This is a genomic window from Paraferrimonas haliotis (assembly GCF_002282895.1).
Lineage (GTDB): Bacteria > Pseudomonadota > Gammaproteobacteria > Enterobacterales > Shewanellaceae > Paraferrimonas > Paraferrimonas haliotis.
In genome coordinates, this window is sequence record NZ_NRRB01000003.1 from 110,352 (window position 1) to 134,034 (window position 23,683).

The window sequence follows — 23,683 nt, forward strand, 5'->3', positions numbered from 1 at the left end:
GGAGTGTATCTTACTTACATAAATCAGTGCTATTTAGTTACCACAAATATTACTGATTTTATGTAACTCAGCTTCTGCGCCACCAAAGGCAAACGCTCCACTGTCGCTTACGTAGTAATAAACAGCGCCATTCGGGAACATGACAATGCCTATACCACCATAGCCTGACATGTACGGCACCCACGAGCCTTCTGGGCATAAGGCTGATGAACGCTGTCCCATGTCGTATGTCCAAACCCCATTAATGTAGGTGGACTCGCTACCATAGGTTTCAAGGCCTAAATCGCCTCCAACCAATTTCATATCATCCATGATATTCGGATCCAGAACCTGTTGACCGTTAATCACGCCATTGTTGTTGATCAGCAGCGCCAGTTTAACCATGTCATCGGCGTGCCACGTCATGCCGTGACTCCAATACGGGTCATTCGGGCTGCCTTCTGTGCGAACCGTTGTGTAGGTTACCGGGCTCAATTTCAACGGCTTATAAACCTCATCCACTAATTTGTCGAACAAATCACCCTGGATATAGTTGTCCATTGCAACACCGGCAATGTAAGTATCCGAAGAGTGATAAGAGAAATGAGTATTAGGAGCCGACTTGCGGATATAGCGTTCGCAGGCGTGAGCAATTTTATCATCATGAGTAAAGGTTAAGAAAAACTCATTAACCACGGCGGTGCTGCCCTCATCGCCCTCATAAGAAGACAATCGATAGTTACCCGTCGCCATGTCCAAAGCATTTTCAACCGATACGTCAGACCAAATCGAGTCGGTACCGTTAATGTTATCCTGACACTCGCTGACATTGCTTGAAACCATAATGTTTCTTGCGGCACTGTCTTGCTGAGTCAGCAATGCAAAGGCAAAGTTAGCCACCGCGGTTTTCGCGGTTGAATAGGAAGGTAAACTCATGACTTCGCAAAATGGATAATCACCATAACGCGTACTGCACGTCGCAGCATAATGCACACCCTGGTAATAAACACCGTGAGTCGTCGGTGCCGATTGTTGCTCACTGGCGATATTGGCCACATTTACATTGGCATTCGGGTAATCCGTCGCCAATTCACTGATGGCTTTAGTAGGAATGCGACTAGCTACTTCTGCTTCATAATCAGCAATAATCGCCGTTGCACCCGCTACGTTAGCTGGCACGTATTGAGCATCCACCAAACCCCACAAATCGTATTGAAAATAGAGACAGGTTTCACCGCCAATCTGAACCGCGGCATTAGTGATGCTGCCATCATCTTTAAAGGCAAAGGTAATAATGCCGGTATGAGTACAATTGGCTTGATTTTCCTGTAAAGCAAAAGGAATGGCCGCTCGACTGTAACCATTGTCCGAGGTTTCGTTCCACACCCTACCCGGCTCCAAAATATAGTTCCAATCCTGATAATCCGGTGCGCCAATGTTGCCACTAACGATGAGTCCCCGTTGTTTCGGAATAATATGCGAGCCTACCTGCACGAATTCAAAATCAAAAGCGGGCAAGGCGTCAGGGCTGTTGTAGTTGCCTGCTTGTCCACGCCCTGAGGTGCGTTCATTAAAATTCATGGTGGTTGGGTTGCCATTGTTTAACACCAACCGACCTTGAAAGGTATTACTCGGCTCCGCGGCATTTGACGAGTCGGCATTAAGCTCAGAGGTGCCGTGAGAATAATGCGAAAAGTCCATCATATTGAGGCTATTACCGTTTAATACCGCCAAGCTCAGCTCGCTTCTAGCAAGGTTACCGTTACCACTAAACTGATGTAATTCGCCAGAAGGTTGTGGTGGCTCAATCACTTCGGAGGCACCCGTGCCCACCAAAGGCAGTGATATATCAGCATCGTTGTTAACGATCAGCATATTGGCGTTAAAGGTTTGCGCTTGTGTCGGCGCGAAGCTCACATCAAAGCTGCAAGCTTGCTGTGGGCTTACAGTGGCATTACTGCAGTTGTTATTGATTAGGCTAAAGGGCGCGCTCACCCCATTAATTGCACTGATTTGCAGATCAGCGTTACCAGCGTTCGATATCAAGAACGACTTGGTCGCCGATTCACCAATAACGACACTGCCAAAACTGCCGTTACCACTAAGCTCTGCAGTAGGAAGCGGGGTTCCAGCACCAATAATACTGATGCCGTCTGCGTAGCAATAATCTGCGGCAGAGCCGGTTTGAACGTAACGAATGTAGGTCATTCCGCCGTTGGTGGTGGTAGTCGCTGAAGAAAAAGTGCCGTTATCTTGATTTTTATTGAGGTTAATCAACGACGCTCCCCAATTCACCCCATCTTCCGATACGTACACATCGCAAAAGTTATTGGTTTCCAAACTGGTGGCAGCAAGCTGAACGGTGACGCTGCCGTCCGCATTAAAACTGCGTTGCGCCGTCGCGCCACCTTTTAAACGCATGGAGTAATTGCCAATGGCCTTATTGCTATTAATGGCGACGGTTCCTGTGGTTGTCCAGCCATCAAAATTACCGTCTTCAAAATCTTCAATGGTATCGGCGTTGGCTGCAGAGGCGCTTACCAATACAGCAACCGTTAGCGCAATTGTTGTTATTTTTATCATAGTTAACCCACTTGTTATTCGAATAGTTTCCTTCGATAGACATTCGTTCAAAGTTCCGTTGAACGATAATGCAAGTGTTTAACACGTGTTTTTAACGTGCCTCAGCATCAGGATATCAACTTCCTAACCCTTGAATAGAACCAGATGCTTAGGCACGGTGGTGCCAGATGAAAAAGCGCTTAACAGCAATTGGCAGCGCAACACTTACCAAGCGAACGCTCACCACGTAACTGCCCTAGGTAGGTGCTGTTAGACAAGTAATATCCCACAAATTTTTCCTCGAAATCATCCGCCACCGACTGCTCGGCAATGCCGGTTTTCATCAGTCGCTGCTGCCACGCAGTTACCTTGCTAAAGCCTTCTAAGAAGTCGAAGCCTGCGCAGCGTTTAATGATCTCAAATCGATGCAAAATGGGTAACCAAGCAATATCAACCCAACCGAGCTTCTGCCCACTAAAGAAGCCTTCTGCAGGCAGTGCCTTCTCGAGTTTATTAAGCGTAACCCGCAGCTTATCGTGCCGCTCTTGCAATGAAGACTTTGAGCTGGCACTCATTGCACCGCATTGAGGTAAGTAGGTTTTAGCCGCTAAATAGCCCCAAGCTCTTGCTAAAGCTCGCTGCTCTGCAGAATCACCCATGTGTTTGATGTCAGATACCTCTTCGAGATATTCAACAATGGCTTCCGACTCAAATAGGGCGGCGCCATTATCGGTAATAAGCACTGGAACTTGTCCGTTTGGAGAGACATCCAAAAACCATTGCGGCTTATCAGACAAACTGATGTATTCCACATCGTAAGCAATACCTTTTGCTTCTAATAACGCGGTTACCCGTTGTACAAATGGACAAATTTTAAAACTGACTATTTTCATTGTGTTTCACCTTACGTGTTCATTTACCCATAAGACGAAGCATCGATAAAAAAGACGAAAAAAACTTAAAAATAATTAGCAGTTTTTACACTGACTGTTGCGAGGATGATAATCCATTAAGCGACCGCTGCTGTCTAAATCGTAACGGCAGCAGTGTTCGTATAGGCGTTTGAGTTGTTGGCGAGAGGTTTGCACCCGTGATTTTAAGGTGGAATATGGGATGCCATGTTGCTGGGCATATTCTTTTTGAGAGACGCCTTCAATGTCAATCGCTTGCAGCAATTGAGCGCTCTCTTCAGGCAAGCCTTTTAGAAAAGTGCCAATACAACGGCTTAACTCGTGAGTTATTGAGGGCTCATCTAGCTGGGCTATGAGTTCAACATCATCCGTGTGATGGAGGTTCTTTTGGCGTCGATAGTAATCAACAAGCGTATGGTTTGCGATTTGAAATAGCCAAGGTTTTAAGCGGGTTATATCTTCTAACGAAGATAGTTTGTCATAGCTTTTTAATAAAATATCTTGCAGCAGATCGTCGGCATCGGCGTGATTGTTTACCTTACTGTTTAAAAAGGCCCACAAACTTTGGCGATACTCGTTCCACACTTGTTCAAATGATAGAGTTTTCTCAGTCATACCCAATCATTATAGACACACCTGTGTGGGTACCCAAAGATGACCATCATTCGGCGTTCCATAAAGCTTCGAAGGCACTTGCTTTTCATACAAGGCTGCTATGTACAGACACATAATGGCACCGAGTGCGTCTTCATTCTCTTTGAGCGCTTTGCCTTTTAGGCTGGCAATTTTTTCAGTAGTTAGATTGTTCTTAAAAAAGGGCGGGATAACGAGTTTTAAGACCGGTGATTGCTCGAGGCGCTGCAAATAACCCGCAAGACGAATTTGTCCCACTTTCTTATCATTCACTTTGCCCGACTTATATTGCAAACGTTCACTTAATCCAAAACATTCTATCATTGCTGGGCTTTGGGCACACTCTACCTGCCAACGCAGACCGTCAAACAAGCTAAAGCCGTCCACTTCAAGACCACGAGATAACTGAACCGAAGGAGCATCTGGATAGAGGGTTAAATTAGCACTGGTAGCGGTGGTTTTGCGATCGGCATAGTCTCGATTAATCGCTCGTTCACATTGCCTTTGCCCCGTTTCGTTATTAATAACTAACGGTGCATCTACCGCAATCCCTCGCACCTTTGGAAGTGAGCGCACGTATCGCAAAACCTCTTCAAGGCTAAAAAGTGCCGGCTCAACAGCCTGCAAGATTAACGTGTCGTTTGAAAGATCACCTACTGCGATTGCGGAGGGGTTGTTATCTCCCTGCCAGGCTAAATCGATTCCAACGAGTTTCACTTATCCATCCTTGGGAATTAAAGATGCTAAAAAGTTACCGGAAATCAATGCCATTTAAAACCTTTAATTGCGAATATGTGAACACAAAGTGAGTCCAAAGGGGTAATGGCAATTCGGTTATCTTTAATGAACAAAGGGTTTGCAATGAAGCCGATACCAGCCTATGACACCACTGACAACAAATATTAATTCCAATACCATGCCTAACGGCGTTCCCAGCATTACGTTGTGTACAAGCCAAATAAATGAGCCTGAAGTCATTAGTAAACGCATAGTCTGATCGTCTTTATGAAACGAGCCTAAGGTCATTAATACGGTGCCGAGCAATCCGATTAAGCTCAGCACACCAATAAAAGTAGCCATACAAATTGCACTACTGATTGCGATTGATACGTAGGCAAGCCAAGAGTATTTCCAGCGGGCACAAATTAAAAAGCGCAGTGAGGAAAACCAAAAGATATAGGCCGCTGTTGGTTGTTCAAGAAGGTAAAAATGAAATCCATTAAACAGGCAGCTAATGCTCAACAACAGCAATAACCGATTGGGGCGTTTGAGCTGCATAGCCACACATTCTAAAACGATGGTGACTAATACCAGCAGTTGAGACAGTAGAAATGGAGACATTAAGTGCGACATAAAAAACGCTATGGTACTTGATTTAGACGCTCCAATCCGTTGCCTAGCTCTCAACTAAGCAACTCGACTCAAAAGGTTCTTTCTCTACTCCGCATACACACATAAATTATAAGGTATTCAATTAAGCTGTGTTGTAGAACACTCTATGGTTTGTTTTAAACAATGCATGACTCTCGTCGCAACCTTGCTATATTGATGTACCAAATGATCGCCCTCGGTGGCATTGTGGTAGACATTATTGTGCCGGCACTGCCAGATATTCAACGGGCGATGTCAACCAATCCGGCGCACACCCAGTGGGCATTTGCCGCGGCTATGTTTGGTTTTTCCTTGGGTCAAATAGTCGCGGGTTTCATTGTTGACAGATTTGGCCGCAAAACACCTATGGTGATTGGGGCTGTGAGCTTGTCGGCAAGCCTTTTATTAGCTGCTTTTACCCCGTCTATTGACGTTTTGATTGCTATTCGCTTCATTCAAGGGCTTGCCGTTAGTCTTGTGGCCGTGGGTGGTCGCGCAACCATTAGAGACATTTATCAGGGGCAGGCCTACCTGAAAGCGGTGAATTGGATCACCATATCGTTCGCGGTTGGCATCACCTTCTCGCCGCTAATCGGTGGCTACATCGATAACCATTTCGGTTGGTCGGCCATCTTCGTTTCACTGGCACTGTGGGTAGCTATTGGCAGCGTTTTAATGATTGTTTTCTTTAAAGAAACATTACCTGTACGTCAGTCACTTAAGTGGCAACAAGTTCAACAAACAAGTAAGCAGGTGCTGCTAAATAAAGCGTTTTTAACAACGGCTTTGTTGTGCGGCATTTTTTATAGTGTATTGCCGGTATTTAACACCTATTCGCCTTTTCTGGTACAAAAAACACTGGGTTACAGCGCCGTGGCATACGGTTACCTCGCACTATTATTAGGGTGTAGCTGGTTACTCGGAAATGTGGTTAACCGCTTCACTCTGCACATTCCTATCCAACGTAAAGTGATCGCTTCAATGACCGTTTCTATTTTGGCATTAGTGATTGGTATTGACTATCAGGTGAGTAACGGACTTACGCTGGAAGCCTTTGTAGCTCCCATGGCGGTGCTCATTTTTTCCTTGGGCATGTTATTTCCACTGTTCTTGGCTACTGGGTTGGCGCCCTTTAAGCATAATGCTGGCGTTGCCAATGCGTTTTTATTCGCACTTTGTTGGGGAACTACGGCTGTGTTTTCCGCCGTTGTACCGCTCTTCCCGCATAATAACCCAGCTGCACTCATGCTATTTTTCATCCTGCTATTGATCATTTCCATACAGCTCAGTCGCACAACATCTAACGCCGTTATCGCTTAGAATGCAAAAAGGGCATGGTATCCATACCACGCCCTTTTTACACATTTGCAGGAATTTTTAACGCGAGTTAGTGAATGGTCACGCCCTTCACAACTTCACGGAACGACTCTCTATGGCAAGAGCCGCAAGCTTGATCACGAGACAGTGCTGGGTAAACAAAGCCATTCATCATCAAATCATCATTGTTTTTCGACAAATCAATCTTGAAGATATGACCTTTAACGTCACCCAGGCGAACCGTGTCATCGCCACCTAGCGCTGGCGACACATCGTTGTAGATGGCGCTTTTAGCGGTATCAGGCATGTGACAAGTGGTACAAGCAACATTCGCGTGGCTTGGACTCTTAGGCGCTTGCTCTGTGTGACAGTTGGTACAAGTTACGTTGAATGGGTTGCTGTCTTGACCTTCAGCGTCGCGGTTTACCACAGTTTTATGTGGGTTGTGGCAATCGGCACAATCAACGCCAGCAGCGAAATGTTTACCCATGCCTTCACCGGTTTCAGGGTGAGGTCCAAACAACTCATCAACGGTCTGGTGGTGCTTACCAAGGCCATATTTATCCGCAACAATGCGACCAGCGTGAGTTACTGGGTTATCAGGGAAGGCTTTGTTAAACGGTGACAAGTATGTACCAGAGGCAGAGTCAAATTTACGCTCACCATCACGAGTGTGGCATTCACCACAATGCACGGGTAGACCAAAGCCCATATCATCGGCAGACAGCTGCTCAAGCGTACGAGGCTGGGCGCGCAGCGTAATGTTCAGTTCACCTTTTGGTAAGTGATGAGGAGTGTTGGCAATGGCTGTCATCGTTGCAACGTGCTCATGACCCGCACCGTGACAAGCTTCACACTGAACACCGCTTAGCTCCCAAGTACCGCCAACGCCATCAAGGCCCCATTGACGATTAGGGTTCAAATCAGCATCGTAACGCTTGTATCCAGTGTTGTGACAGTTACCACAACCGTAGGTATGACCTGGCTTCAACTGATTACCGTCAGCATCTTGAACTTCACCGGCCTTATAGTTACCCCATTGATTCGCGGCACCTTCTTCAGCTTGGTTATTAAACTGAACCCCAGTACCGGCAACCACGTAACCGTTTTCATCGCTCCAACGAGCTTTCCAGTGGTAACCACCAATTAAGTAAGGTACATCGGCGTACGACGCAGGAATATCGGCATTTTCAATGCGAGATTCGCCATTTTGATGACGTTCCAGCAGCTGCGCTAAGCGACCGTCCATTTCATCTTTAGAGAACGGATAATCCGGCAGTTCACCGTTGGTAATTTCGTTAATTTTAAAGTTATGCCCATGGTTCAAGAAGCTGTCGTGGCCGGCGTGGCAACCAAGACAGGTTTGAGTGCCCATGTAGGCAACGTCCATGCTCACAGCATCAACCGTTACAGTTGCGGTTGCTTGGGTTTGATCCATACCATCGCTCAGTGCATAGCTAACGCTGATTTCGCCACTTTCACTTAAGCTTGGGTAATAACTGATTTTATCGCCAAAAATAACAGCTTGACCGCTTGAGGCTGAGATGCTGTCCGCAACCAAAGTAATGTCGTCGCCATCGGCATCGCTTGCCGCCGCTAACACATCTAATAACACTACATTATTGGCTTGAGTGGAAACAGCAACCTCACCGGCTACTGGGGCGTTATTTTCTGGGGTGCTGGGTGCATCATTGTTATTGTCATCACTACCACAACCAGCCGCTAACGCTGATGCAATCATGACGGCTAATAACTTAGCACTATGACCTGTTTTCATTTTCTACTCCCTGCATGATTAGTCATGCTTACTGAATTCGCACCTGTAATCGATGCTTTATAAATTTTCGGGAGCGATAATGGGTTTAATAAGAATGTGATGCTAGATAAGTAAAATTGACAACATGATTATAGCTGTCAATTTTTCTTATCATAATGGTTGCAAACTATAGTCATAGCGGCTTTGCTAGTTTTGCTCGCTAAATAAGGAGGCACACAGCTTTTTGCCTTCAGTTGTCAGAAAGTAGACCTTACTCTCACTTTGTTCGACAAGTGAAGCTTGTTTGAGTTGACGAATGTGGAAATTGAAACGAGTATGATTGTCCACTTCCACCAGTCGGCACAGGTCCATAAACCTAAGCCTTTTGTGCACCATAAGCTTCAATAACGTTTGTCTGCGAATCGGGTTGGCCAAGGCGGCAAACACTTTATCGGCTTTCTCGCCGGCTAAACTTGGCGGCGTGGTTCTTTGGGCATGAACCCGTTTTAACGTCATCACTAAGCTTTCTAAATCAAAGGGTTTAGAGATGAACTCATGGGCACCTTTTTTCATGGCATCGACGGCGGTGGCTACCGTGCCAAATGCGGTAGAAATGACAATACCGATATTGGGCTGCGAACGGACAATATTGGAAATGGCTTCAATGCCGGTTGCACCTGGCATGATCATATCCAGCAATGCCAAGTCAAAGCGGTCGTTTTCCGCCGCTTCGATGGCCTCTTCGGCATCCACGCAAGCGTACACATCAAAGCCTTCCATTTCTAATGCCTCCACCAGCGTTTGTCGAAGATCATCGTCGTCTTCCGCTAACAAGAGTTTCAGATTCATACAGCCTCTCCTGAAGGCAAGCAAACAGTCACTAATACACCTTGTTGTTTATTTTCCATGAACAATTGACCAAGGTGCTGTTCGATAATTTCTCGGCTAATACTGAGCCCCAGCCCCGTGCCCTTACCGGCACTCTTGGTGGTGAAAAATGGGTTAAACACCTTATCCAAGATGTGCTCACTGATGCCACTCCCTTGGTCGCGAATCTCAATGCGAACAAGACCTTCGCTTTGAGCGGCAACGATGCTTATGTTGCCGCCTTGGTCACTGGCGTCCATGGCGTTTGTCAAAAGATTAATTAACACTTCTTCCAGCGCCACTTTATCCCCTTCAACGACCAATTCTGCTGACACATCCGTAAGTATGTGAAAATCTCGAGCACGATAGGCTAATAGATCCAGTGCCGAATTAACCAAGGTAAGCACCTGAAGACGTTGAGGAGACGCCGACTCAGTGCGCGCAAAGGTAAGCACCTCTTGAGTAATGTGGTTGGCACGAAGTAGGCTGCGCTTTATGCGAGATAATAGTTGCAGATGCTCTTCGTTATCGGATTTCTTCTTTAACACATCCAACGCTAAGGTTGCGTTAGCTAACGGCGTTTTGATTTCGTGGGCAATACCAGCTGCCAGCTGCCCCAAGCTCGCGATCCTATCGTTTTGCATGGCCTTTTTTAACTGCGATTGAATTTGCTTTTCCCGTTCACTATCAAATACTTTTAATGCCTGCAGTAAGAACAGCAGCAGTAAAATCGCCATGAAGCTTCGAAGCATTGGCACCCATAAACCGTACTCCCCTTTTACAAGGCCTGCGGCGATGCCATATCCAATTAGAGCGAAACCGCTGTAGGCGAAATAGCGCCCACCCAAACCGCTTTGCTTCTTTAGGTTTAAGCCATAACGAATGAGCAGCACGCCTGCAGTGAAGGACGCTCCAAAGCCAAATACCAGTCGTGTAAAAACAGCGCTTTGACTCAGATAACGATCCACGCTCAATACTTGCCAATGGAATAACATAACCGCGACGTAAATGCCTAAAACACATAAAGTCAGTGCCTTAAACCACTCTTTATGCTTAAGTTTATTAACGTCCAACATGGCCCATGCAAACCAAACCATCGCAAAGTATGACACCGCCAACTTGAGTACGCGCCCGCCTTCAGCCAACATCCAGTTAGATTGATCGAGGGATTCCTGCATCAATAGCCAGTACATTTCTGACCATTCGTGCACGCCGTGCACATAGCCAAATGTCGCCAATGCAGGTAACGCACTGGCAATGGCTAAGTTTGAAAATCTAATATTACGGAAGGTAATGGCCGCTCCGATGGCAAAAAAGGCCAAACCGTAAATTAAGTAAATAATGAAAATGGCAGTTTGATTCATAGCGTGAAATATACAGATTTGAAAGTCTCAAAACTGTGAGGCAGAGAATAGCTTAGAAAGAAAACCCGGCCGTTTAAGGTAACCTAGCTAATACTTTGTGAAAGGCTTCTCAAAATGCTGCTATGGCTATACCCATAAAAAAGCCGCGGCACATGGCCACGGCTTGATAGCAGCACTTAGGCTTACTAACCCTGTCCCCAGGAATCTCTTAGCCCAACGGTGCGGTTAAACACCAGCGCTTCGGCGTTAGAGTCTTGGCTGTCAGCACAGAAATAACCCTCTCGCTCAAACTGGTACGCTTGCTCACTAGGTGCGTTGGCTAAACTCAGTTCAGCATAGCCTTTTTTAACCACTAAGCTGTCTGGGTTGAGTGCTTCTTCGATGTCTAGTCCATTCGGGTTAGCCACTTTAAACAAGCGATCGTACAACCTAAACTCAGCCGCTTGTGCATGGGACGCTGCTACCCAGTGAATAACACCGCGCACCTTGCGCCCTTCCCGCGGCTCAGGGTTTTTGCCGAGCGTATCTTTGTCGTATTGACCGTAGATAGTGGTGACATTGCCGGCTTCATCGGTTTCAAAGCGATCAGCAGAAACCACATAGGCATTGCGCAAACGCACCTCGTTACCCAGCACTAAACGTTTGTATTTCTTATTCGCTGACTCTTTAAAGTCGGCTCGATCAATCCAGATCTCTTTCGAAAACGGCAGCTGGCGCGTACCCATTTCCGGTTTATTAGGATGCAACGGAGCTTCGATCATTTGTGGGTCGCCGTCCCAGTTCTCAATGACCAATTTAATCGGATCCATAACCGCCATTGCTCGTGGTGCATTGGCGTTTAAATCGTCACGAATGCAGGCTTCCAACATGCCCATTTCTACCAAATTGTCTTGCTTGGTCACACCGATTCGTAAACAGAACTCACGAATAGAAGCCGGTGTATAGCCGCGACGACGCAATCCAGCAATGGTTGGCATACGAGGGTCATTCCAGCCACTCACCTTACCTTCTTCCACCAGTGCACTGAGCTTACGTTTGGACATCAAAGTGTATTCAAGGTTTAAGCGGGAAAACTCATACTGATGTGGTCGTGCTTTAATGGAAATATTATCCAAAACCCAATCGTACAAACGCCGGTTATCTTGAAACTCTAGAGTGCACAGCGAATGAGTGATGTTTTCGATGGCATCTGAGATGCAGTGGGTAAAGTCGTACATAGGGTAAATGCACCACTTATCTCCCGTTTGATGATGATGGCTAAACTTAACACGGTATAACACCGGATCGCGCATTACCATGAACGGCGACGCCATATCAATTTTAGCGCGTAAGCAACACTCACCTTCCTTCATCTCGCCGGCACGCATCTTCTCGAACAGGGCAAGGTTCTCTTCTACAGAGGTATCTCGATAAGGCGAGTTTTTGCCTGGCTCTTTTAAGGTGCCGCGGTACTCTCGCATTTGTTCGGCACTCAAAAAGTCTACATAGGCCAGTCCTTTTTCTACCAGCTCAATGGCATAGCCGTGCAAGCGGTCGAAATAGTCTGACGAATAACGGATATCGCCATCCCATTTAAAGCCCAACCAGCTAACATCCGATTGTATTGAGTTAACGAAGTCGATGTCTTCTTTTTCAGGATTGGTATCATCAAAGCGAAGATTACAAGTACCTTGGTAGTCTTTAGCAATACCGAAGTTCAAGCAAATAGATTTAGCATGACCGATGTGCAAATAGCCGTTAGGCTCCGGCGGAAAGCGCGTTTTTACGGCATTGTGTTTGCCCGCGGCCAAATCGGAATCAATGATGTTGCGAATAAAATTGCTCGGACGGTTTTCAGAGTCCACAGCGCTCATACGATATCCCCTTACTGTTAGGACAGCCCTAGTCGTATACTTCTAAGATAGCCGTGTATAATCCTACATTAGCCGCTTAGTTACAATAAAAAAGCCACCCTTTAAGGTAGCTTTTTGATCCCCGTAGCCCTAGTGGCTAACGATTGACGGTTAACCTTTGGTCACTATCATGGTTGGGATAATTTGTTGCTGTTCTTTACCTTTCTTTCGAAGCCACAAAAAGTAACTGCTAAAGACGACAACTATCAAACTTAGAGCAATGCTGGCCTCAACCGGCTGAGCACTGAAGTTAACGATTTGATAGAAGCCCGTGGCTGAGCCATAAGCCAGCATAAAGGTCCATGTTGCTGCAAACGCCGCCCATTTTTTACCAAACTCCGCCACCAAAGCACCGATTGCGGCCACGCACGGTGTGTACAGCAAAATGAATAGCAAGTAGGCAAACGCAGCGCTGGTGGAGCTAAAGCCATTTTGCAAATTAGTAAAGGTGGTCATTTCCACTTCTAACTCTGTGGCTTGCTCGTCTAAATCCGTTACGTCGCCAATATCCACCGACATTGGATCTTTTGGATCAATACCCAGTAAATTTTCCGGAATGGTGGCGAACGCTTCTGCTAACGACTCGCTCAACGGTGCTATCTCTTCATCGGCAGATTCGTGTGAATAAAGACTGTTCAAAGTACCAATAACCGCTTCTTTAGCGAAGATACCCGTCACAATACCCACCGTTGCTGGCCAATTGTCTTGACTCACGCCCATAGGTGCAAAGACTGGTGTTACGGTTTGACTGACCACGCTCAGTACCGACTCATCGGAGTCTTCGTGACCGAAGCTGCCGTCAGTACCAATGGAATTAACAAAATTTAGCCCAGTCACAACGATGACAATGGTTACACCGGCACCTTTAATAAACGCCTTGGTGCGTTTGCCGGTGCGTTTCATAATGGCTTTAAATTTTGGCAATTCGTAACTGGGCAGTTCCATCACACTGCTGCTGCTGTCACCCGGTAAGATGGTGTGACGCAGCATTAAGCCGGTGCCAATGGCGGCAAGAATACCGAGAACGTACAGCAGAAACACGAGATTCTGACCTTGCTCTGGGAAAAACGCCGCGGCAAATAAGGCATATACCGGTAATCGCGCACCGCACGACATAAACGGGGTCATCATGCCAGTCACGATACGTTCGCGCTCGTTCCCTAAGGTGCGAGTGGCCATAATTGCCGGCACTGAACAGCCAAATCCAACAATCATTGGAACGAACGCCTTACCAGGTAATCCAATTCGCTTCATCAAACCGTCGATAACAAACGCCGCTCGTGACAAGTAACCTGAGCTTTCCATCACCGATAGCGCCAAAAACAACGCGGCAATCACCGGAATAAACGTAGCAACGGTTTGAATACCGGCGCCAATACCGCCGGCGACAATAACGTTTAACCAATCTGGGAAGCCTAGCGTCGTCATTAACGCGCCGGCGTGGTCTACAAAAATAGCGCCCGCAGCAATATCAAAGAAATCAATAAAGGCCGAACCGACGTTAATGGCGAACATAAACATTAAATACATGGCCAACAAGAAGATAGGCACCCCTAATATCGGGTGTAAAACCACTTCGTCGATGCGATCCGTCATGGTTCGAACCTTGCTGTCTTTTAGTGCTTGCTCGCACATCCCCTCAACAGCTTGGTAGCGCGCAGTCGCTAAGGCTAAGTCGGTATCAAAGCCCTTCTCGCTTAATTCCTCGCGAATCCGATCACCTTGCTTACGTTGTGCCTCATTAGTCGCCATCGCCGAGGTTGACGGTTGCGCAAGTACCGATAACAAACTGCCACGACTTTGCTGTTGCTGGTATTCACCGGCTAATTGTTGGATTGCCTCTTCAATGGTATCGCCGTAATCAATGCTAAAATCACTGTCGCAATCTAAACAATTTACCAATTCAACCACGTGCTGCTGAATGTGTTTTATATCATTCGGGTTTTTGGAGTTTGCAGAAATAACCTGACAACCAATTGCACGACTGATGGCGCGCTCATCGATTGCGATTCCCTGCTTGCTGGCTACGTCAATTTTATTGATGACCACCAACATTGGAATGTTTAGCTCAAGCAGTTGCACGGTTAAATAAAGATGACGTTCGAGATTGGTGGCATCAACCAGATTGATAATGGCGTCCACCTGTTGATCCGCCAAAAACTGTTGGGCAATGACTTCATCGAGGCTGCCCTGATTATCAGAACTTGCAGGAATAAGATCGTAAATCCCGGGTAAATCCGTTAAATGTATCGATTGGCCCGCAAGTTGAAACTCACCTGTTTTCTTTTCTACCGTTACACCAGACCAGTTACCAACGTGCTGATTGCCGCCCGTTAAGGCATTAAAAAGTGTCGATTTACCCGCATTCGGATTACCCACGGTTACACAGTGGAAATGCTTTCCAGATTTCAGTGCAGTTGGGCTATCGCAATGACAATTCGAGGCCATTATTTACACTCCTCAACAAAAATGTTTTCGGCTAAATCTTTTCGTAAACACAACAAGCTTCCTCGAATCTTTATCTCGATATTTGAACCCAGTGGCGCTCTTCGAATCACTTGAACTCGACTCTGCGGAGTAACCCCCATGGATAACAACTTGCGCTTGGTGGCGCTAGGCAACTGCTGCCCTACTATGCTGCTGATAATGGCTTGCTTACCGGAGCCTAGCTCGCTTAACTTCATGCTTACCTCAAAAGATAACAACGATGTCTCTGAATAGCCGCTAGTCTACCCAAAGGATTTGAGCAAAAACTTAATCAAGATCATGTTTACGATTAATAATGAGAATAATTTTCAATTGTAACCAAGGCGCTTTGCCTAAGTTATTAAGCCCACTTCAAAAATGTTACCCAAAACGCTCCAAATAAGGCGTTATGTGACGCTTTTGTGTAAGCAGGCAACAAGTGAGCGCCTTTGTTTTTTTGTGATCACCTTCACACTTTTCTAGAAGCCCGAACACAGCAACTCCCTCCTTATCACCTTTTTAACATTCTCGACCTGCAAAAGGTCGCTTTGGCGCGTGATCAACATCACAAAACCTGACATTTGGTGAGGGTATTCAAACAATTGTTTTATATACTTATATCAGCATGTTACAGCACCATAATTCCTAACGTCGCTACATTAGAGCTCTCTAATAGATGTTGGTTAAATGTTGCGTCGCTGTAACCTCTGTGGGGTGAAGTGTATAGAGCTGGCATACCTATAATTAAATAGCTTGATAAGGCTCACAAAACGTCACCATAGAAACTGAAGTAATGCTGAGGAATCGATACCCTTAGCGGTGGAAATTTTTCCACATAATTTTTGATGACCACGCCTGATGAAACGTCGCCATCGAAAACAAAAAACTATGCAGGGAACAAACATGAAAACACACTTCAACTTTAATCTCGCCGCTAAGGCGTTGTTAAGTGCTGGTGTATTGTCACTCGCTCTATCTGGCTGTGGTAAAGACGGCAAAGACGGAGAAGATGGCAACCCAGGTGAACCTGGTGGTCCAGGTCCGGTAACCATCGACATTCAAGATGCCACTAGCCTTAACGCTGCAATCTTAGATGCGCAAATCAATGATGGCACCATTACCGTAGATTTCGATCTTACCAATGCCAATGGCGTTGCCGTTTCTGGCCTTAAAGAGCTAGAAAATATTAACGGTCTAGGTTTTGGTATTGCTAAGCTTACCGAACTGCAAACGCGCTCTCGCCCGCTACCGGGTTACGCGCCAAGCGCACCAAGTGCCACACCGATGAAAGGTACTAAGAGCCTGCAATGGACCAGTTACATTAACAACATGGTCCAACCGGTTCCGCCAACAAACACTGATGGCTTCCCTGCCGATTGGGACCAGCATCAAGGTGCTCAGTTCCAAGCAAACATTGAATCAAGCTGTAAAACGGCTTGTATCGAACAGCTTGAAGAAGCGGGTCACTACCGTTATACCTTCTCTAAGAAGATTAACGAATACAGCGACATTGAAGTCATTGATACCAGTTTCGATGGCGACCTCGTTCACCGTGTAACCATGGAACTTGCGGTTACTCGTGGCGGTCCTAAAGAAAAATTGATCAATACTTTTTATGACTTCATTCCTAGCACTGGCACCGCAGCCCCTGCTGATGAAAGCCGTAACCTAGTTTCTTTGAAAGAGTCTTGCATTCGTTGTCACTCAGATGACTACGATCACCCATGGGCGCCTAAGTTGGTTCTACACGGTGGTAAGCGCTTTGAAATCGAAAACTGCGTAGTGTGTCACACCACCTACTCTGGTGATCCAGAAACCGGTGCAACCATCGACTTTGGTTCTATGCTTCACCGCATTCACAAAGCCAACTACTTCATGGTTGGATACGGTGGCAGCGGTCATGACTATTCAGACGTTACCTTCCCAGCTGAGTACAACGCATGTCAGGCGTGTCACATTGAAGGCGAAGGTGCTCCTGCACAAGCGAACTTCTACAACTTCCACCGTCAAGAAGCCTGCCTAAGCTGTCACGAGAAATACGCGCCAGCAGATTGGGACGGCACCGCTCGCGGTTTATTCCACTACGCTGATGCCGATGGTAACTATCAGTTCGAAAAAGCGTGGGCAGAAGGCTGTAACTCTTGTCACGCCGACTCTGACAACCCCATTGGTGCTACTAAGTTCCACATGGCGACTCAAACGGCTCGCATGAAAGCGGCTGAGATGTTCGCTCTGGAAACTCGCAACGGTACCTTTACCCGTGATGGCCAAGGTATCGCTACTGGTACTCTAACCTTCGAGCTTAAGTTAACCAACCCATCGGACGATAGCGTATACGCTCAAGCGCCGAATGAAATTGCTGAGTTAAGCAAATTACCGATTCGCGTATACGGCAATGGCGAACAAGACTATACCTTCCCTGGTGACCTAGATACCAATGGCAACAATGTTCGCTTCGATGTGATTGCTGAGCTAAATAAAGGTGACAGCAGTGCCCTGAGCGTTGCTGATGGCCAAGATGGCTTCAAGGTATACACCTTTACAGGTGCTCAACTGAAAGACACCGACGTAGCCAACCTAACCTCGCACCTCGAAGTTTGTGCAGAGAAAGGTGGCGAAGCCATTGATTGTGCAGCGACTGATGACCAAGGTCAGCCAATTAAGCCTGTGATCGCTAAAGTGCTAACTCCAGCCATCGGTGTTGGTCAAAATGCTCGACGCCTAGTGGTTGATGCCGCTAAATGTCAAAACTGCCACGAAGGCCAACTGAACACCTCGAAGACTGGTATTCACCAAAATGTCCCAGAAATGGGCTGTGGTACTGCATGTCACGATGTAAGTGAACTCAGTGGCAACTTGCAAGACGGTACTTGCCTAAGCTGCCATAATGCAACTACCTCTACTCATCACTTAAGTTGGGGACATGTTCTAACTCTTAATCAAAGTCTTGATTTCAAGGTGTTAGCGCATACATTGCATGCCAGCAAACGTGCCGACAAGATTACCTATCCTAACCACTACGCTAACTGTGCAAGCTGTCATGATAAAGGTCAGCTTACTATGGGAGATACCGCGAACCAGCTAGCCCTAGTGGTTGCTGAAACGGATGGTAGTAAAGTCCAAACTGAAATTTCGCCAATAGCGTCAACGTGTGGCTCATGTCACGAAGGCCACGGCGGTAGCAGCTTTAAAGCGCACGTAGAAAGCAACGGTGGTGTTTACTACGCGCCAGTTGGCACATACGTACCAGGCGATGAGACCTGTGCAGCTTGTCACGCAGAAGGTAAAACCTTAGGTGTTGATAAAGTTCACCCGACTCAGTACTAACTAGGCACTTACGGGTGGGGCAAATGACCCCGCCCTATGATTATTAGCAATTTGGCTCTCACTGATTGACATAAAGTCACAGTAGACAAGAGCAAAAATTGCAGGGAGTTATAATGAAATTTCATAAATCCGAACTGAAAAAACTAGTTCTAGCTAGCATGATTTCAGCGGCGCTCGTTGGCTGTGGTAGCGATGGTAAAGACGGCGATCCAGGTGAACCTGGTGAACCAGGTCGCCCAGGCGGTGATCCAGCCACTTCTATCGAAGTATTGAACTTGGCCATTGATCAAGTTAAGTACGAAGATGGCCAACCAACCATTCAAGTATACGCTTCTAACGAAGAAGGTAAGCCCGTTGTTGGTATTACCGGTATGGGTATGGTTATCGCTCAACTAACACCACAAGGTGTCACCTCTCCTGGCGACAGTGCCGAGTGGGAACGCACCGGCCGTGTATCAGGTGCCGATAACTATGTAGACCAAAAGAACGGCTACTACACCTTTACTCCTGATCTCAGCGCGTTCGACGAGCAATTAACTCAACGTTTCAACGTATACGCTGGCGGTGAAGGCAAAACCTTAGCCGATGGTGTTACTGAAGTTCCTCGTCGTGAAATCGTTGCAGACTACAATGGTCAAGGTGGTGCAGCGCACTACACCAAAGACATCGTTAGCCACGAAGCATGTACCGCCTGTCATACCGAAGGTACACCGTTGACTCGTCGTCACGGCAGCTACGAAACCAACGAAACCTGTGCAACCTGCCATAACGGCTCATTCCGCACTGAAACTCAGTGGAAACACTTAGTTCATAACATTCACAACACCACTAAGAGCTTTACCGACAAATATGGTAATGATTACACTGGTGAGAAAGCTGAGCACTTATTACAAAATAACTGTCAAAGCTGCCACGTTGAAAGTGAAGAATTAGCCGAATGGGGCAACTGGACACGCGTTCCAACCATGGAAACTTGTTCAAGCTGCCACGATATCGATTTCAAAGCCGGTCAAGGCCACACTCAACAGTTAGATAACTCTAACTGTGTTGCTTGTCATAACCCACAGTGGACTGAAGAGCTTCACCTTCGTAAAGCCATGAACACTGATGCAGTGGTTAAGCAAGTAGGCATGTCGGTAACACTTGAGTACGTTGCTGACGACACAAACCCTGATACGGTTAACATTGTTGTTAGCTTAAACGATATGGATGGCAACGATATTGACGCCAGTTCTGTATTGAACAAAATCAAGCGCGTAGAAACCATCACCAACGTTGGCCCTAACTTCCCTGTCATGGGGTACAACGCTAACCCAGCGAATGGCATTGAAAAGAAAGTAACCATCGACTTGGTTAAAGATGGCAAACTAGACCCATCGGCTACCATTGAAGATGGCAACATTGTAGCCAACACCGGCGCCCTACCGTTTGGTGCTGGCGATACTGACACTGCGTTTACCTTTGTAGGTTTGGCCATGTGTTCTGATGCCGACATGCTGGTTGATTGTGCCGCAGACGGTACCTCTGAATACACAGGTATGAAAGCCGACTTAGCCCACGTAACTAAATCGGGTGATGCGCCAGCTTTGCGTCATATTGATTCTGTGAACTTCGCTTCTTGTACGAACTGTCACGGCGACAACTGGCAAATCCACAAAGGATACCACGCTGGTTTCGTTATGACCGAAGAGCAAATGGGTCGCGAAGTAAATGGTGAACTGCGTGTGGGTACCGATGCCTGTGTGACTTGTCATACGCCAGAAGGTACTTACGCTCCAGGCAACAACGGTGCTTGGGAAATGAAGATTCACCAAACGCACAACGGCGAAGCCATTATTAAAGATTGTGCTCAATGTCACGACAGCTTTAATACCGCGGCGTTCGAAGACAAAGGTGCAATTCGCATGGCTAACGGTTACACCACGCCACGCACCGCAACCTGTCTATCGTGCCACAGCGCCGATTCCATTGGTCACGGTCTTGAAAATCAAGGCGCCATCGTTGAAGGCGACTTCACTCAAGCCAATGATGCTGCGCAGTCTGAAACTTGTTTCTTCTGCCACGATTTATCGACCACTGATCACACACGGATCAAAATGTAATTGACGATGGGGAGGTATCACCTCCCCTAGTTAGCATGGAATTGGGAAGATAATGATGAAACATAAAAATATAATGGTCTCTATCTTGTTTGGAGCATTGGCATTTGCCGGTGTTAACCAAGCAGCGGTAGCGGCAAAGTGGGACGACAAAATGTCGCCTGCGGAAGTTGAGAAAGTACTGGAAACAAAGTTTGCGGAAGGTAAATACTCTCCTAAAGGTGCCGACTCTTGCATGATGTGTCACCGCCGCTCAGACAAAGTTAAAGCGATTTTTGACAACGTACACGGTAACCCTGATAACCCTAAAGGCCCAATGGCTGGTTTACAATGTGAAGCCTGTCACGGACCTCAAGGATCGCACAACCGCGGTGGCCGCGAGCCAATGATCGCATTTGGTGATAATTCGAGCCTATCAGCAGAGTTGCAAAACTCAGTTTGTATGAGCTGTCACAAAGATGACAAACGTATGGCTTGGAATGGTGGTCACCATGACAATGCCGACGTTGCTTGTGCATCATGTCACCAAATTCACACTGCATCCGACCCGGTCTTGTCTAAGCAAACCGAAATGGAAGTGTGTACCAGTTGCCACACTCAACAAAAAACAGACGCTCTTAAGCCAAGTGCTCACCCGCTAAAATGGGCTCAAATGGTTTGTAGCGACTGCCACAACCCACACGGAACCTTGAGTGACGCCGACCTGGTAAAGCCCAGCATTAACGAAACCTGTTACGAATGTCACGCGGAAAAACGCGGTCCTAAATTATGGGAACACGCGCCAGTAACAGAAAATTGTGTTTCGTGCCACAACCCTCACGGGAGTGTTAACGATGCAATGCTTAAGACTCGTGCACCACAACTGTGTCAACAATGTCACGCAGCTGATGGACACGCGAGCAACCCATATCTCGGTGGCAACAACAACGCCTTCACCGGCGGTCGTAGCTGTATGAATTGTCACAGCCAAGTGCATGGTTCAAACCATCCATCTGGCAAGTTGCTGCAGCGCTAACAGGGAGAGTACAAGATGAAATTTAAGCTCAACCTCATCACTTTGGCGCTGATTGCACAGCCTGGCCTTGCCATGGCAAGCTTTGACTTAAGCCAAGCCAATACCGAGAAAGTAAAGTTCGACAAGTGGGAATGTAAAGCCTGTACCGTTGAACAAGGTGCGAGTGGCGACGTGAGTATCGGTGCCGGTGGCGCGGATTTCAATGACGTCAACAGTATGAACAACTTCGGTGTTGAAGATAACTACTTTGGCCGAGCCGATGCCGACGTTACCTACACTCGCGGCGCTCATCGTGCGACTTTGGAAGCCAACGAACTTGGCACAGAGCGTGGCGACATTACCATTAATGCCGGTAAGCAAGGCGTAGCCAACCTAGAGGTAGGTTTACGTCAAATTGCCACCTACAATGATGACGTAAGAACCCCGTATTCAGGTAATGGCAGCGACAACTTAACCTTGCCTGATAATTGGGTGCCTGCGGGTAACACAGGAGACATGTCGCAGCTAAGTGCTAACGGTGTTCGCCTGAAGCAAAAGCGTCAAAAGGCGTTCATTGGTGCAGAGTACCAAGGTGAAAGCTTGTGGAGCACCTACGTTGACTACAGCCGTGAAACTAAAGAAGGATTAAAAACCACTTCAGGTGCGTTCTTTAATCAATCAATGATGTTAGCGGCACCGGTTGATTACACAACCGACAGCGTAGAAGCCGGCGTTCGCTTGAAAGGCGACAACTGGTTTACCGCTATTAGCTATAATGGCTCTCGCTTTACCAACGAGTACTCATCACTGACTTTTGATAACGCCTTTTTGCCGACCTTCGGTGGCCAAACGCAAGGTACCATGGCGCTGGACCCTGATAACCAAGCGCACACGGTATCGCTCATGGGTCAATACAGTCTTAACAGTACGCACTTCTCCGGTCGTGTGAACAAGACTCAAATGACTCAAGACAGCGACTACGTTACTCAAAATTACCGTTACGATGTACCGGTATCGTCACTCGATGGCAAAGTCGATCTAACTCAAGCGAATTTCAAGGTGACTTCTCGCCTTAATCGGCAATTGCGTCTGCACGCTGCTTATGACTACAGTGATCGTGAAAACAAAACGAATACTGAGCAATATACTCAAATCAGCATCGACAACGTCAATGGCCGTGTGGTTGAGAATGTTCAATATGACATTCGTACTCAACGCGCTAAATTAGGTGCCGATTATCGCATCATTCAAGGTCTTCGTGCCGAAGCAGGTTACGACTACCGCAAAGATGAGCGCAGTAATCAAGACCGCGAAGAGACTGAAGAGCATACCGGTTGGGGTAAATTGCGTTATAACGGTTTTGAACGCTGGGACATGTGGGTAAAAGGCAGTTACGGAGAGCGTGATGGCTCTGAGTTCCTAGCCAATGCTTATACTTCGAGCGAGAATAACCCTCTGCTTCGCAAGTACTATTTAGCGGATCGCAAACGCACAGCGACTGAGTTACGCGTTAGCCACACACCAATCGACAGCCTGACGCTTGATGCTGGCTTCCGCTACGCTTACGACGATTACCACAATACGGCAATCGGCCTAACTGAAGCAGAAGATAAATTCTACGACATCAATGCGAACTACCAGATTTCGAAAGGCTTAAACACTTACGCCTTCTTCTCTGGCCAGCAAATCAACTCCGAGCAAGCCGGCTCAGCCAACTTTGGCGCGCCTACTTGGTATGGAGAAGTTGAAGATACCATTAAGACCTATGGTGCCGGTATCAGCAAAACTGATTTGATGGAAGACAAGCTTCGCCTGGGTCTAGATTATAGTTATGCTGACTCGAACTCAGATACTAAGGTAACCAACGGTATACCAAGCAACTACGGTGATTACTTCGCTAAAGTACATAACCTAAATGCTTACGCTGCTTATCAGATTACTGAGAAAGCCAGCTTACGCGTTGATTACCGCATGGAGAAGTATCAGGATACCGACTTCGCCAATGCAGGAACCAGCCAAGATACCATTTGGAACGTTGTAACCTTTGGCGATCAGCGCCACGATTACACCGCTCACATGGTGTTCTTGAGCGTAAACTACAAACTGTAGTTCGACTTAAGCTAAAAAAGAAAAAGGGGCCTGGCC

The 23,683-nt window shown here is 46.9% G+C and carries 16 protein-coding genes; 5 read left to right on the forward strand and 11 right to left on the reverse strand.

Going from position 1 to position 23,683, the window contains the following annotated elements; translation table 11 throughout:
• Positions 1–33: 33 nt before the first annotated feature.
• From CLC91_RS07200 to CLC91_RS07220, 5 genes are all read right to left on the reverse strand, one after another.
• Positions 34–2,562, reverse strand: a complete 2,529-nt coding sequence (locus tag CLC91_RS07200) for a choice-of-anchor D domain-containing protein (RefSeq protein ID WP_095500206.1) — start codon at positions 2,560–2,562, stop codon at positions 34–36.
• 179 nt (positions 2,563–2,741) lie between these two features.
• Entirely contained in the window at positions 2,742–3,434 is a 693-nt protein-coding gene (locus CLC91_RS07205; protein ID WP_095500207.1) for a glutathione S-transferase family protein, read from the reverse strand.
• A 75-nt stretch (positions 3,435–3,509) separates the two neighbouring features.
• Positions 3,510–4,067, reverse strand: a complete 558-nt coding sequence (gene sigZ / locus CLC91_RS07210) for an RNA polymerase sigma factor SigZ (protein ID WP_095500208.1) — start codon at positions 4,065–4,067, stop codon at positions 3,510–3,512.
• 9 nt (positions 4,068–4,076) lie between these two features.
• Positions 4,077–4,802 (reverse strand): DUF429 domain-containing protein, encoded by a 726-nt coding sequence (locus CLC91_RS07215; RefSeq protein ID WP_095500209.1) that lies wholly within the window; start codon positions 4,800–4,802, stop codon positions 4,077–4,079.
• A 123-nt stretch (positions 4,803–4,925) separates the two neighbouring features.
• Positions 4,926–5,426: a YgjV family protein gene (locus tag CLC91_RS07220; protein WP_158220711.1), complete on the reverse strand. Its 501-nt coding sequence runs from the start codon at positions 5,424–5,426 to the stop codon at positions 4,926–4,928.
• A gap of 174 nt (positions 5,427–5,600) precedes the next feature.
• On the opposite strand from CLC91_RS07220, the gene CLC91_RS07225 reads away from it, so the two are divergent.
• Complete coding sequence (locus CLC91_RS07225) at positions 5,601–6,776, forward strand: MFS transporter (protein ID WP_095500211.1); 1,176 nt, start codon at positions 5,601–5,603, stop codon at positions 6,774–6,776.
• Positions 6,777–6,843: 67 nt separating this feature from the next.
• On the opposite strand, the gene CLC91_RS07230 is transcribed toward CLC91_RS07225, so the two are convergent.
• From CLC91_RS07230 to CLC91_RS07255, 6 genes are all read right to left on the reverse strand, one after another.
• Complete coding sequence (locus CLC91_RS07230) at positions 6,844–8,550, reverse strand: Ig-like domain-containing protein (RefSeq protein WP_095500212.1); 1,707 nt, start codon at positions 8,548–8,550, stop codon at positions 6,844–6,846.
• A gap of 186 nt (positions 8,551–8,736) precedes the next feature.
• Positions 8,737–9,378 (reverse strand): response regulator, encoded by a 642-nt coding sequence (locus tag CLC91_RS07235; RefSeq protein ID WP_095498261.1) that lies wholly within the window; start codon positions 9,376–9,378, stop codon positions 8,737–8,739.
• Complete coding sequence (locus tag CLC91_RS07240) at positions 9,375–10,760, reverse strand: sensor histidine kinase (RefSeq protein ID WP_095500213.1); 1,386 nt, start codon at positions 10,758–10,760, stop codon at positions 9,375–9,377. The genes CLC91_RS07235 and CLC91_RS07240 overlap by 4 nt, the downstream gene beginning before the upstream one ends.
• A 185-nt stretch (positions 10,761–10,945) precedes the next feature.
• Complete coding sequence (gene glnS / locus CLC91_RS07245; RefSeq protein WP_095500214.1) at positions 10,946–12,613, reverse strand: glutamine--tRNA ligase; 1,668 nt, start codon at positions 12,611–12,613, stop codon at positions 10,946–10,948.
• 150 nt (positions 12,614–12,763) lie between these two features.
• The gene (feoB, locus tag CLC91_RS07250; RefSeq protein WP_095498264.1) at positions 12,764–15,100 is read right to left on the reverse strand and encodes a Fe(2+) transporter permease subunit FeoB; all 2,337 of its coding nucleotides are present in this window, start codon (positions 15,098–15,100) and stop codon (positions 12,764–12,766) included.
• Complete coding sequence (locus CLC91_RS07255; RefSeq protein ID WP_095498576.1) at positions 15,100–15,336, reverse strand: FeoA family protein; 237 nt, start codon at positions 15,334–15,336, stop codon at positions 15,100–15,102. The genes feoB and CLC91_RS07255 overlap by 1 nt, the downstream gene beginning before the upstream one ends.
• Before the next feature lie 685 nt (positions 15,337–16,021).
• Between CLC91_RS07255 and CLC91_RS07260 the strand changes: the two genes are divergently transcribed.
• From CLC91_RS07260 to CLC91_RS07275, 4 genes are all read left to right on the forward strand, one after another.
• Positions 16,022–18,445, forward strand: a complete 2,424-nt coding sequence (locus CLC91_RS07260) for an OmcA/MtrC family decaheme c-type cytochrome (RefSeq protein ID WP_158220712.1) — start codon at positions 16,022–16,024, stop codon at positions 18,443–18,445.
• A 110-nt stretch (positions 18,446–18,555) separates the two neighbouring features.
• The gene (locus CLC91_RS07265; protein ID WP_218833165.1) at positions 18,556–20,547 is read left to right on the forward strand and encodes an OmcA/MtrC family decaheme c-type cytochrome; all 1,992 of its coding nucleotides are present in this window, start codon (positions 18,556–18,558) and stop codon (positions 20,545–20,547) included.
• Between the two features lie 73 nt (positions 20,548–20,620).
• Positions 20,621–21,559 carry a DmsE family decaheme c-type cytochrome gene (locus CLC91_RS07270; RefSeq protein ID WP_233132600.1) on the forward strand — a complete coding sequence of 313 codons (939 nt, stop codon included), beginning with the start codon at positions 20,621–20,623 and terminating at the stop codon, positions 21,557–21,559.
• A 15-nt stretch (positions 21,560–21,574) separates the two neighbouring features.
• Positions 21,575–23,647, forward strand: coding sequence for an MtrB/PioB family decaheme-associated outer membrane protein (locus tag CLC91_RS07275; RefSeq protein ID WP_095498268.1), 2,073 nt, complete (start codon positions 21,575–21,577; stop codon positions 23,645–23,647).
• Positions 23,648–23,683: the final 36 nt, after the last annotated feature.

Coding starts and splice junctions, on each gene's coding strand:
- CLC91_RS07200 (WP_095500206.1), bottom strand. CDS start 2,562: ATGATAAAAATAACAACAATTGCGCTAACGGTTGCTGTATTGGTAAGC.
- CLC91_RS07230 (WP_095500212.1), bottom strand. CDS start 8,550: ATGAAAACAGGTCATAGTGCTAAGTTATTAGCCGTCATGATTGCATCA.
- CLC91_RS07240 (WP_095500213.1), bottom strand. CDS start 10,760: ATGAATCAAACTGCCATTTTCATTATTTACTTAATTTACGGTTTGGCC.
- CLC91_RS07275 (WP_095498268.1), top strand. CDS start 21,575: ATGAAATTTAAGCTCAACCTCATCACTTTGGCGCTGATTGCACAGCCT.
- CLC91_RS07270 (WP_233132600.1), top strand. CDS start 20,621: ATGGTCTCTATCTTGTTTGGAGCATTGGCATTTGCCGGTGTTAACCAA.
- sigZ (WP_095500208.1), bottom strand. CDS start 4,067: ATGACTGAGAAAACTCTATCATTTGAACAAGTGTGGAACGAGTATCGC.
- CLC91_RS07260 (WP_158220712.1), top strand. CDS start 16,022: ATGAAAACACACTTCAACTTTAATCTCGCCGCTAAGGCGTTGTTAAGT.
- CLC91_RS07225 (WP_095500211.1), top strand. CDS start 5,601: ATGCATGACTCTCGTCGCAACCTTGCTATATTGATGTACCAAATGATC.
- glnS (WP_095500214.1), bottom strand. CDS start 12,613: ATGAGCGCTGTGGACTCTGAAAACCGTCCGAGCAATTTTATTCGCAAC.
- CLC91_RS07235 (WP_095498261.1), bottom strand. CDS start 9,378: ATGAATCTGAAACTCTTGTTAGCGGAAGACGACGATGATCTTCGACAA.
- CLC91_RS07205 (WP_095500207.1), bottom strand. CDS start 3,434: ATGAAAATAGTCAGTTTTAAAATTTGTCCATTTGTACAACGGGTAACC.
- feoB (WP_095498264.1), bottom strand. CDS start 15,100: ATGGCCTCGAATTGTCATTGCGATAGCCCAACTGCACTGAAATCTGGA.
- CLC91_RS07220 (WP_158220711.1), bottom strand. CDS start 5,426: ATGTCTCCATTTCTACTGTCTCAACTGCTGGTATTAGTCACCATCGTT.
- CLC91_RS07255 (WP_095498576.1), bottom strand. CDS start 15,336: ATGAAGTTAAGCGAGCTAGGCTCCGGTAAGCAAGCCATTATCAGCAGC.